At 39.7% G+C, this 12,255-nt stretch carries 11 protein-coding genes; all 11 read left to right on the top strand.

Annotated elements, in window-relative coordinates; translation table 11 throughout:
• Positions 1 to 42: 42 nt before the first annotated feature.
• The 11 genes from ACOV1R_RS10645 (at position 43) to clpL (ending at position 12,253) form a co-directional block, all read left to right on the top strand.
• A complete protein-coding gene (locus ACOV1R_RS10645) occupies positions 43 to 633 on the top strand; it encodes a PTS sugar transporter subunit IIA (RefSeq protein ID WP_257591844.1) in 591 nt (196 codons plus the stop codon).
• Positions 633 to 1,139, top strand: coding sequence for a transcriptional regulator GutM (locus ACOV1R_RS10640; protein WP_003641599.1), 507 nt, complete (start codon positions 633 to 635; stop codon positions 1,137 to 1,139). Before ACOV1R_RS10645 ends, ACOV1R_RS10640 begins: the two co-directional genes overlap by 1 nt.
• 4 nt (positions 1,140 to 1,143) lie before the next feature.
• Complete coding sequence (gene srlA / locus ACOV1R_RS10635) at positions 1,144 to 1,695, top strand: PTS glucitol/sorbitol transporter subunit IIC (protein WP_003641598.1); 552 nt, start codon at positions 1,144 to 1,146, stop codon at positions 1,693 to 1,695.
• Positions 1,696 to 1,718: 23 nt separating this feature from the next.
• A complete protein-coding gene (gene srlE / locus ACOV1R_RS10630) occupies positions 1,719 to 2,738 on the top strand; it encodes a PTS glucitol/sorbitol transporter subunit IIB (RefSeq protein WP_003646224.1) in 1,020 nt (339 codons plus the stop codon).
• A 27-nt stretch (positions 2,739 to 2,765) separates the two neighbouring features.
• Positions 2,766 to 3,143: a PTS glucitol/sorbitol transporter subunit IIA gene (locus ACOV1R_RS10625; protein ID WP_003641596.1), complete on the top strand. Its 378-nt coding sequence runs from the start codon at positions 2,766 to 2,768 to the stop codon at positions 3,141 to 3,143.
• A 370-nt stretch (positions 3,144 to 3,513) separates the two neighbouring features.
• The gene (gene spxB / locus ACOV1R_RS10620) at positions 3,514 to 5,325 is read left to right on the top strand and encodes a pyruvate oxidase (protein ID WP_054519205.1); all 1,812 of its coding nucleotides are present in this window, start codon (positions 3,514 to 3,516) and stop codon (positions 5,323 to 5,325) included.
• 172 nt (positions 5,326 to 5,497) lie between these two features.
• Entirely contained in the window at positions 5,498 to 5,923 is a 426-nt protein-coding gene (locus ACOV1R_RS10615) for an Rrf2 family transcriptional regulator (RefSeq protein ID WP_003642935.1), read from the top strand.
• 81 nt (positions 5,924 to 6,004) lie between these two features.
• On the top strand, positions 6,005 to 7,759 hold the full coding sequence (locus ACOV1R_RS10610) for a thiamine pyrophosphate-dependent enzyme (RefSeq protein WP_015379577.1): 1,755 nt from the start codon (positions 6,005 to 6,007) through the stop codon (positions 7,757 to 7,759).
• Positions 7,760 to 7,785: 26 nt separating this feature from the next.
• A complete protein-coding gene (locus ACOV1R_RS10605; RefSeq protein WP_015379576.1) occupies positions 7,786 to 8,886 on the top strand; it encodes a lactate oxidase in 1,101 nt (366 codons plus the stop codon).
• 628 nt (positions 8,887 to 9,514) lie between these two features.
• On the top strand, positions 9,515 to 9,748 hold the full coding sequence (locus ACOV1R_RS10600; protein WP_003642932.1) for a hypothetical protein: 234 nt from the start codon (positions 9,515 to 9,517) through the stop codon (positions 9,746 to 9,748).
• A 390-nt stretch (positions 9,749 to 10,138) separates the two neighbouring features.
• Positions 10,139 to 12,253 (top strand): ATP-dependent protease ClpL, encoded by a 2,115-nt coding sequence (clpL, locus tag ACOV1R_RS10595; RefSeq protein WP_054519203.1) that lies wholly within the window; start codon positions 10,139 to 10,141, stop codon positions 12,251 to 12,253.
• The last annotated feature ends 2 nt before the right edge of the window (positions 12,254 to 12,255 follow it).

Here is a 12,255-nt window from a genome sequence, read left to right as displayed (position 1 = left end):
TTAATCAACGACCATTAAAAATACATCATCAACAGACTGCCATTGAAAGATTCCGGGCTTGTTCGGATTAAACTTGTAATTTGCCCAGATAATGAATTAATTAACCACGCGCCTATTATTCGGTTGAATTCTATTTTTAATCAAGGAACGTTACGTGAACGTCTTCAAATTTCGTTGGTTGATGAAGCTGTTAATCAGGGACAGTGTCGATTTGATGTCACGCAGTTTGAGGAACAGGAGACCTACGTCACTGGAGTGAAAAAATTAATTAATCAAGAGATACAACATGGTCAACTGACACCAGATTTTATGCAAGCTTGGCTTAATAGAGAGCAACAATCGAGTAGTATTTTTGGTGATGGGGTTGCATTGCCACACGTTATTGATAAATCTGGACTAAATCGAATCCTTGTAACAGTAGGAGTGTTTGAAAAACCGGTAGTATTCGATAATCAAAAGGTAAACGTGGTTTTTTTGGTCGCAATTCCGTATAAACTAGATGCAACATTAAGCAAAATATTAGCACAAGTATACGATCTAATTCGCAGTATCACAGCTAACAGCAATATTTATAATAACTTGAAAAATTATGATGAAAATCAAGGATTAAATCAGTTGATGGAGGCGATTTAATGTTAATTTATTTTGGCGTGATCCTAGTCAGTGCGTTTCTATTACAAGGTTTCCTTGGACTAAGACAAATTAAGAATTTTTCTAAAACCTTTCATCAATTACGAGTGTTAGCGCCAGTAGCAATTGGCAAAAATCCTAAAAAATTACGGTCGGGGACACTAATTCTATTAGCGATAAAGGATGACGGCACGATCTTAGAGGCTCAAATGATGAAGGGGGTTACGATTTTTGCAAAGTTTAGGGAATTGCATCAACTGCGGCAGAAAAATATTGCGGAAATTGCTGCTTCATACCAGCAATTAAAACAATTCGATAAGCTAACGCGAGTTTGTCTATTGGATGCCTATAAGAACTATTTAAATTACAAAGCAAATCAGCTAACGCCACAAGATTTCGATGGTAGTGTCAAAATTTGGAGCCTACCAATGATTGAAAAGCTGAAATCTATTTATTATAAAGGCTTAGCAAGTTTGCGAAAAAAACAAGTGAACGTAAAGGAGCATTAATACTATGAAAGTAGTCACAGATTTGGCCTCGGGCTTTATGGGGCTGTTTCAGAGCGGTGGTAAGACATTAATTGGATGGATGACATCAATTATTCCTGTTGTGCTATTGCTGTTAGTCTTGATGAACGCGATTATTGCTTTTGTTGGTGACAAGAAGATGGCCAAGTTGGCCAGAGCTTCGTCAAAGAATCCTGTAACCCGTTATTTAATTTTACCGTTTGTTTCGGCATTTATGCTCGGTAATCCTATGGCGCACTCAATGGGACGGTTCTTGCCAGAATACTATAAACCTAGTTGGTATGCATCGATTGCTCAATTTTGCCACACTAGTAATGGGGTATTCCCACATATCAATCCTTCCGAGTATTTCATTTGGTTAGGGATTGCGCAAGGGGTTCAGAAGTTAGGATTGAATACAATGGATTTGGCGATTCGATATCTATTAGTCGGCCTAGTAATGAACTTTATCGGTGGTTGGATTACTGACTTTACAACAGCCTATGTCTGCAAACAACAAGGGATTACCTTGTCCAAGAAAGTTGAATTTAACGGCTAATTGAGAGAGTGAGGAACGAGATCATGGCAAAGGAATATCATAGTATCAAAGTTGTTAAAGGCTCTGGTGGCTGGGGTGGCCCGCTAATTATTACACCAACTATCACGAAGCATAAATTTGTTTATGTCACTGGAGGTAATAAACCAGCAATTGTTGATAAGATTGCTAAGTTGACAGGAATGGAAGCTGTTGATGGCTTTAAGACGTCAATTCCTGATGAAGAAACAGCATTAGCGGTTGTAGACTGTGGTGGGACATTAAGGTGTGGAATTTATCCCAAGAAGGGTATCAAAACAATTAACGTATTACCGACTGGTAAGAGCGGTCCCTTAGCGCAATTTATGAATGAAGCTAATTATGTTTCCAATGTAGATGTTGATCAGATTATGTTGGTAACATCTGAGGAGGCGCAATTTTCTGATAGTCAAAATGAAAGCGCTAACCAATTTGAGGATGTAGATGACGATACGAAATTCGATAATACAAAGACACTAACAGCACAAACAAAAAATCCTGGGATCTTAACTAAGATTGGGATTGGTGCTGGGCGAGTTGTTTCGACGTTTAATCAGGCCGCAAAAGATGCTGTTCAAACAGTTATTAATACTATTATTCCATTTATGGCATTTGTGGCATTAATTATTGGGATTATTAATGGCTCTGGAATTGGTAAGGTTTTTGCCAGTGTCATGGAGCCGTTAGCAGGCAATGTCTGGGGCTTGATGGTTTTAGGATTTATTTGCTCATTACCATTCTTATCTCCATTGCTTGGGCCAGGCGCAGTTATCGGTCAAGTTATCGGGACCTTGATTGGCGTTGAAATCGGGAAAGGTAATATTCCACCACAGTATGCATTACCAGCATTATTCGCGATTAACACGCAAAATGGTTGTGACTTTATTCCAGTTGGCTTAGGATTAGCTGAGGCTGATTCTAAGACGGTTGAAGTTGGGGTGCCATCAGTGTTATATAGTCGGTTTATCAACGGCGTTCCGCGGGTCTTTATTGCTTGGATTGCAAGTTTTGGATTATATTCAAAATAAATTTTTAGAAGGTTTGAGGTGTATTGTATGATGACAAAAGAGAGAATTATCTTTTCAACAAAGGTCTTAGAAATAGGTGCGGAATCTGCTGATTTTAAATCGATTGGCATGGCAGTATTATTTGGTGATGAAGCTCCAGACGCATTACGGCCTTCTTGCTTTATTATCGAAGTTGTCCCAATAAGTGAGCAAATCACAGCAGGAATGAAACTTGAAGTCGACAATCAAGTCTATCAAATTACAGCAGTTGGTGGTGAAGTCCAGACTAACCTTGGAAGATTAGGCCATACGGCTATTAGTTTTACGGGTGCAAAGGAGGCTAAATTGCCTGGGACGTTATATGTTGAGCAGGGCGATTATCCTGATTTTAAAGTTGGTAGCGTGGTACGGATTATAGCTGAATAATTAACTTGGCAGATGTTATTTTGCTCTGTGTCGAGTTGAGTTAAGGTCATGTTTTGAAAGCGGTAGTTAGTTTTCGAAGAATGGCTAGCTTCTAAACATGCAGACATTGTTGGAAGTATGCCCCTGTAAAACATACACTAATTACTAAAATTGTTTAAAAAATGAATGTATGAGATACTAACTTTCAACAGCGATGGTGGTTCATCAAGGCAAGCAGACTAGCGCTGTTGTTGATCTACAATGCGTTTGAATCGTGATTAAGTGGTAAAAAGCATGAGTTTATGACCACTTGAATGTAAGCGTTTGCTATGGTAATATTCGTTTATTAAATTGTGCGTAATTAAATTGTGCATGAAATGGGGGCTTTATTATGATTATGAAACAAACAAAACAAACTAACATACTAGCAGGTGCAGCAGTTATTAAAGTTTTAGAAGCTTGGGGAGTAGATCATTTGTATGGTATTCCTGGAGGTTCAATTAATTCAATTATGGACGCATTATCAGCAGAAAGGGATCGAATCCATTATATTCAAGTACGGCATGAAGAAGTTGGTGCAATGGCCGCCGCTGCTGATGCTAAGCTAACGGGTAAAATCGGGGTTTGCTTCGGCTCAGCGGGACCTGGTGGCACTCATCTTATGAATGGGTTATATGATGCGCGTGAAGACCATGTCCCTGTTCTAGCACTTATTGGTCAATTTGGAACTACTGGGATGAACATGGATACGTTCCAAGAAATGAATGAGAATCCGATTTATGCGGACGTTGCAGATTATAATGTAACAGCCGTCAATGCTGCCACGTTGCCACATGTTATTGACGAAGCAATTCGACGCGCCTACGCGCACCAAGGTGTTGCGGTTGTGCAAATTCCAGTCGATTTACCATGGCAACAGATTCCAGCTGAAGATTGGTATGCTTCCGCTAATAGTTATCAAACGCCGTTATTACCAGAACCCGACGTTCAAGCAGTGACGAGATTGACACAGACTTTACTCGCAGCTGAACGGCCACTTATTTACTATGGCATTGGAGCTCGTAAGGCTGGTAAAGAACTCGAACAATTGAGTAAAACGTTGAAAATTCCATTAATGAGTACGTATCCAGCTAAGGGTATTGTCGCGGATCGTTATCCAGCCTATTTGGGTTCTGCTAATCGGGTGGCACAAAAACCGGCGAATGAGGCACTTGCGCAAGCCGACGTTGTTTTATTTGTTGGTAATAATTATCCGTTTGCAGAAGTTTCCAAAGCGTTTAAAAATACGCGTTATTTCTTACAAATTGATATTGATCCAGCTAAGTTAGGTAAACGACATAAAACAGATATTGCGGTACTTGCTGATGCACAAAAAACGCTGGCTGCAATTTTAGCACAGGTATCTGAACGGGAGTCGACACCTTGGTGGCAAGCCAATTTAGCCAATGTTAAAAATTGGCGGGCTTATCTAGCTTCATTAGAAGATAAGCAGGAAGGGCCTTTACAAGCATATCAAGTGCTACGTGCGGTTAATAAAATTGCGGAGCCTGATGCAATCTATTCGATTGATGTTGGTGATATCAATTTGAATGCGAATCGACATTTGAAATTAACGCCGTCCAATCGGCACATTACTTCTAACTTATTTGCTACGATGGGAGTTGGTATTCCGGGAGCAATTGCTGCCAAACTTAATTATCCTGAGCGGCAGGTGTTTAATCTGGCCGGTGATGGTGGCGCTTCGATGACCATGCAAGATTTGGCGACGCAAGTTCAATACCATTTACCAGTGATTAATGTTGTTTTCACCAACTGCCAATATGGATTTATCAAAGATGAGCAGGAAGATACTAATCAGAATGATTTTATTGGCGTTGAATTCAATGATATTGATTTTAGTAAGATTGCCGATGGCGTGCACATGCAAGCTTTTCGAGTTAATAAGATTGAGCAATTACCTGATGTTTTTGAACAAGCCAAAGCAATCGCTCAGCATGAACCAGTTCTGATTGATGCGGTGATTACAGGAGATCGGCCACTGCCTGCTGAAAAGCTTCGTTTAGATTCGGCAACGAGTTCGGCAGCTGATATTGAAGCATTTAAGCAACGGTATGAAGCTCAAGGTTTACAACCACTTTCAACTTATTTAAAACAATTTGGCTTAGATGATTTGCAACATCAAATTGGACAGGGTGGGTTTTAAATTCAGCTACTATCGATGTCTTGAATAAGTTTGATTGAATTAATGGAGATTATCAAATAATCTTATGTTGCGATTAGGGAAAGAAGCCTAACTTATTTCCTTAATCGCTTTTATGTTCATGTTAGATGTGCTAAAATAAGTAACAATAGAGATGGATATGGGAGGTGTCTAGATGGCTAATACACAATTAAGTGATGCGACGCATATTATGGCATATATTGCGTTGCATACTGATGACCAGCTGAAAAGTGAGCATATTGCTAGTAGTTTAAATACGGATCCTACCATGGTCAGAAGAATGATGAGTAAGTTAAGAAAAGCAGGCTTGTTAACTTCGGTTCGTGGCGTTGCTAGACCAACATTAGCTTGTTCGCCCAATGATATTACCTTGAAAGATATCTATGTAGCAGTGGTGGCTAAGCGTAATTTTTTAAACGTTGATCATAATACTTCGGAGACGTGTCCGGTCGGGTCGGTAATTCCGCGAGTGATGGAAAAATACTATTGTGATATTCAGAATAGTGCTGAGGCACGTATGTCGCGAGTGACGCTGCAAGATATTATTGATGACATTAGCGCTGTTCAACAACAAGCATAATTTAAGATAAAGACTTGACAAGGGTCAAGTTTTTATTTAGGATATAGTTGTGCTCAGAAAAGTAACAACAAAAAGAGGGTAATGGAAATGACTAAAATTAAAGCAGGACAAGCATTGGCACAAGTGTTAGTCGACTGGAACATTGATCATATCTATGGTATTACAGCTGACTCGATTAATAACACGGTAGATGGGTTCTACCAAGAGAAAGACCACTTGAAGTATATTCAAGTACGTCATGAAGAAGTTGGTGCTTTAGCTGCCGCGGCAGATGCTAAATTAACTGGGACGATTGGTGTTAGCTTTGGTTCAGCAGGACCGGGCGCCGTTCATCTCTTGAACGGATTATACGATGCCAAGATGGATCACGTACCGGTGCTAGCTTTAGTCGGTCAATCAGCAACATCCATTATGAATACGAACTTCTTTCAAGAAATGAACCAAGATCCAATTTTTGCAGATGTAGCCGAATTTCATAAACAAGTGACAACGGCTGAACAGATTCCATACGTGGTTGATGAAGCAATTAGATCAGCATACGCGACCCGTTCGGTTTCTGTTGTTATTATTCCAGATGATTTGTCTGGTCAAGATATTGAGTTTGATGGTTTTAAAACGGCTTCACTTAGCGGCAGTCAACAGGTCTTAATGCCGAAATTAGATGACGTTCAGCAGACGATAGCGGCTTTGAAAGCTGCTCAACACCCTGTTTTATGGATTGGCAAGGGTGCCTATAATGCGCGTCAAGAAGTTATCGCAGTTTCTGAAAAATTTAGTTTGCCGGTTTTGTCGACGGCTCCAGCAACTGGTATTATGCCAACTGACCATCCTAATTTCATGGGCTCTCGCGGTCGACTAGGAACTAAACCCGCCTTTGAAGTCTCGCAAGCGGCAGATCTAGTTTTGTTTGTTGGTACTAACTTTCCATTTGCACGTTACTTGCCACAAGGAATTAAGTTTATTCAAGTCAATAATAATTTAGCAGATTTAGGCAAACAACATGATGCTGATATTACTGTTCTTGCAGATGCAAAAGAATTTTTCCAAGCATTACTTCAATCCGAAGTGACAATTAAGCCAACTAAGTTCTTGAAAGCTGCTCAACGTGATAAGCAAAACTGGAACCGGTGGCTCAAGACAATTGCTACTGATGATCAAGGAGGGTTGACGGCTGAAGGGGTGCTAGAAGCTATTAAAGACAATGCTACTGATGATGCCGTCTTTGGTCTGGATGTTGGGAATAATACGGAATGGGCAATCCGACAGTTACCATTGAATAAGCAACAGACTTTTACGATGTCGGCTTGGTATGGCACGATGGGTTTTGGTTTGCCAGCAGGTTTGGCCGCCCAATTGAATTATCCTAAGAAGCAGGTTTGGAGTATTTCTGGTGATGGTGGTTATGCCATGGTGATGCCAGACTTACTAACGGAAGTTAAATATCATTTGCCAGTCATTAACGTGGTTTTAGAAAACAAAGTATTAGGCTTTATTCAACATGAAAAGTTACTCGCTAATCAGGCGCCGTATGGGATTGACTTGATTGGTGCTGATTGGGCCAAGATGGCAGACAACATGGGTGCGATTGGTTTTAAAGTGACTAACCTTAAAGAGTTGAAAGCAACGTTTCAGAAAGTTACTCAACTACAGCAGAATGGTAATCAACTACCAATTGTGATTGATGCAAAAATTAAAAATGTTGATCCAATTGATACTAGTTTTGTTCCAGTAGATCCAGAAAACTTTGATGCAGATACGATTGCTAAGTATCGTGAACGATATGGTATCGCTGAAGCGGATCAACCGGCACTTAGCCAATTATTAAATGAATTATAAAGGGTTATGTAAAGGAGATTAGTATAATGACAGTTATTAATGGATATGAACAGAGTGATCGTGAGCAAAAGTTAACGATTTTAAATTTACCATCATTGGAAGCAGCTGCTAAAAAGATCATCCCGAGCGGAGGCTTTGGCTATATTAGTGGTGGGTCAGAAGACGAATGGACTTTAAAGCAGAATACAATGGCCTTTAACCATGTTCAAATTGTGCCACGAGCATTGACGGATATGGAACAGCCAAGCACACAGACTCAGGCTTTTGGCATAGATCTCAAAACGCCTATTATGATGGCTCCAGCGGCCGCTCAAGGATTGGCACATGCACGGGGTGAAGCTGCGACTGCTGAAGGGATGGCTCAAGTTGGGGCACTCATGGCTCAGAGTACTTATTCTTCAACGTCAATTGCGGATACTGCCGCAGCTGGTAAAGGTGCGCCCCAATTTTTCCAATTATATATGAGCAAGGATTGGAATTTCAATCAGAGTTTATTGGATGAAGCAGTGAAGGCTGGTGCTAAAGCAATCATTTTGACTGTTGATGCAACAGTTGACGGGTATCGTGAAGCTGATATTATCAACAATTTCCAGTTTCCAATCCCAATGGCTAACTTGACTAAGTTCAGCGAAGGGGATGGTAAAGGGAAAGGTATCATAGAAATCTATGCTGCTGCGGCGCAAAAGATTAGCCCAGCTGATGTTCGGCGTATTACAGAATATACGAATTTACCAGTTATTGTGAAGGGGATTCAGTCACCAGAAGATGCCTTGTTAGCAATCGGGGCTGGTGCTCAAGGTATCTATGTTTCAAACCATGGCGGTCGGCAATTAAATGGTGGTCCAGCTTCCTTTGATGTTTTACACGAGATTGCGCAAGCCGTTAATGGGCGCGTCCCAATAATTTTTGATAGCGGTGTTCGGCGTGGCTCCCATGTCTTTAAGGCGTTAGCCAATGGTGCAGATCTGGTGGCACTTGCTCGGCCGATTATCTATGGATTAGCATTGGGTGGTGCGCAGGGTGTCGCTTCCGTAGTGAGTCACCTTAATGATGAGCTGTTGATCGATATGCAACTAGCGGGAACTAAGACGATTGAAGATGTTAAACGTGCTAAATTACTTAGGTAGTAGAAGTAATGCTGAATATAATGTCTGAAATGAATTTAAAATACCTGATATAATAACACTTTAGCGTTGGTTTTGGTGGAAGTAAATTCTGCTGAGATCAACGCTTTTTATTGTAATAGGAAGATGTTCTGAACAGAAATAGCTGAGGAACTAAGACACTGATTGACGAATTGAAGCTATGCCGGCGTTGAAGTTAGGATATTGTCTTAAAATGCACAAAAAGCGTCCTAAAGCACCCAGCTGAGTTTTTCAAGTCTTAAAACGGTTATTCAGACATACCTGGCAATAGTATACTGTACACATGCGCACATACCAGTTTTATTTAGGAGGCTGAATGTTTCATAATCTAGTTATGATGACAAGGTTGTAATCATGAGTTTTGTTGTGAGTTATTTTTCTCATAAATTAACTTCAAAGTTTCATAGTAATTAGGATATTTAGAGATCGATTTTTGATTAGTAACCATCAATGCATATTATACTGAGCTGAACATGAATACTAGTTATTTAGTTTTTACTGAATAGCTGACTCCTTAATGTGGACTTACGCCGTCAACAATGAGAAAAACAAACACATAGATTCACTGACGAATAAATAAACCTGAATTCTTTGAACGGGAGACTTTAATTTGAGTGTTGAAAATAATTATTGTAAATTACAACAAGCGCATGATCAAAAATGTCGAGTCTCATTACGGTTTTATAAAACAAATGGGCAGATGGCCGAGACAGTTGGCTATGTCACTACTATTGTACCGAAAGCAATTGCATTTATGGCAATTACTGGTCATCGGCACCTTATCCAACTCAATAGAATCATTACTGTGAGTTTACAGTCCCAAGACCGCCGTTACGTCATGTAATATGTTTTGGTTTATGATTTTACACGTGTATCATGATTGCTAGTATTGATATTTAAGTGGCAATATTAACGATAACTAGTTGGCCTTAACTTGATACTGGGTGTGCTTTTTGAGTCGCAGTCTCTTAAATTAAAATTGGTCTGGAAAGTAACTTGTTAATTCAAGTTCTTTATCAAGGGCTATTAAATAGGGAACCTTGTAGGGAAATCAATTCATTTTATGAAATTGATTTCTCTTTTGTTTAAACAAAATTATTCTAATTATTTCTAATTGATTCTATAAGCACTTTACTTAACGATACATAAAAATCGTGATACGATTCAGTTGTAGTTTTAAAGGATATTATGGTCACTAAGTTACACATATAAATTTTTATGGAGGTGTTGTAATATGGCAAATTTCTACGGAAATGATCCTTTTTTCAACAATGATATGGATGATGTTTTCAATCAATTATTTCGGCGCATGGATAATCAAAATTCGGAGCGTGCACGGTATTTAGTTAATGGACAATCGCTGACACCGGATGAGTTTGCTCAATACCGAGCAACTGGTAAGCTACCCCAAAATAATAAAACAATAGAAGTATCTAAAGATGGTAAACAGGCTGTTAAAAAAGGGGGGATTTTAGAAAAGTTAGGGACTAATTTGACGGAACAGGCTCGTGATGGATTACTAGATCCAGTGATTGGACGTGAGAATGAGATTCAAGAAACTGCAGAAATTTTGAGTCGTAGGACGAAAAATAATCCAATCTTAGTTGGTGATGCTGGTGTAGGTAAAACTGCAGTCGTCGAAGGTCTGGCACAAGCAATTGTGGCTGGTAAAGTTCCAGAAACGATTCAAGATAAAGAAATCTATTCGATTGATTTATCGTCTTTGGAAGCAGGAACTCAATATCGCGGTTCTTTTGAAGAAAATATTAAACAGCTAGTAAAGGAAGTTAAAGCAGCTGGTAATATTATTCTATTCTTCGATGAAATTCATCAGATTATCGGCACGGGCGCCACTGGTGGTGAAGATGGTGGCAAAGGATTGGCTGATATCATTAAACCTGCTTTGTCACGTGGCGAGCTGACTGTAATCGGGGCTACGACTCAAGATGAATATCGCAATACTATTTTGAAAAATGCGGCTTTGGCACGGCGATTCAATGATGTTGTGATTAATGAACCGACGGCCGCTGACACTTTACGTATATTACAAGGTGTTAAAAAGCTGTACGAAAAGCATCATCATGTTGTATTACCAGATGATGTTTTGAAGGCGGCTGTGGATTATTCAATCCAATATATACCACAACGCACTTTGCCAGATAAAGCTATCGATTTGATCGACATGACTGCGGCTCATTTAGCGGCTAAAAATTCGCAAACTGATGTTGAGACATTGGATCAACGCGTTAAAAAATTAGAGGCAGCTAAGGAGGCCGCCGTTAAATCGGAGGACTTTACAAAAGCCGCTGATATCAAGAAGTCGATCGAGGAAACCAAGCAAAAAATTAAAAAAACGGATCAAAAAGAAAAAATCACTGCCACGATTGATGATGTGGCACAATCGGTTGAACGTTTAACTGGTATACCAGTTGCTGATATGGGCGCTAATGATATTGAGCATTTGAAAAATCTTGATAAGCGTCTGAAAAGTAAGGTAATCGGTCAAGATGAAGCGGTTGAAATGGTAGCAAAAGCAATTCGGCGTAACCGTGCGGGCTTTTCAGAGGGTGATCAGCCGATTGGAAGTTTTCTGTTTGTGGGCCCAACTGGCGTAGGAAAGACTGAATTAGCTAAGCAATTAGCCTTAGATATGTTTGGAAATGAAAATGCGATTATTCGGCTAGATATGAGTGAATATGCTGATCGTACAGCTGTGTCGAAATTAATTGGTACCTCGGCTGGATACGTAGGCTATGAAGATAATGCTAATACTCTAACTGAACGGGTTCGGCGTAATCCATATTCCATTGTATTATTAGATGAAATTGAAAAGGCTGATCCACAAGTATTAACGTTACTATTACAAGTGATGGATGATGGGCGCTTAACGGATGGACAAGGCAATGTCATTAATTTCAAAAATACGATTATTATTGCTACTTCTAATGCTGGCTTTGGTAATGAAGCATTAAGTGGTGACAAGCAACGAGATCAGTCATTAATGGATAAGTTAGCACCATTTTTCCGCCCAGAATTTCTGAACCGTTTTAATGGAATCGTAGAATTTTCACATCTGACTAAGCAAGACTTAAGTCAAATTGTCGATTTGATGTTGGCGGATGTACAAAAAACGTTAGCCAAAAAATCCATCAAACTTGAGGTAACTAAAGCGGCCAAAGATTGGCTGATGGAACAAGGCTATGATGAAGCAATGGGTGCGCGGCCATTACGGCGAGTAATTGAACAACAAATTCGTGATAAGGTAACGGATTTCTACCTTGACCACTTAGATGTCAAAAACTTGAAGGCTGATTTAGTGGATGGTGAGATTGTGATATCGGCAGCTTAGCT

The sequence above is a fragment of the Lactiplantibacillus sp. YT640 genome, assembly GCF_049745435.1.
Lineage (GTDB): Bacteria > Bacillota > Bacilli > Lactobacillales > Lactobacillaceae > Lactiplantibacillus > Lactiplantibacillus plantarum.
The sequence above is the reverse complement of the archived record's forward strand: the minus strand, read 5'-3'. Positions and strand labels throughout refer to the sequence as shown.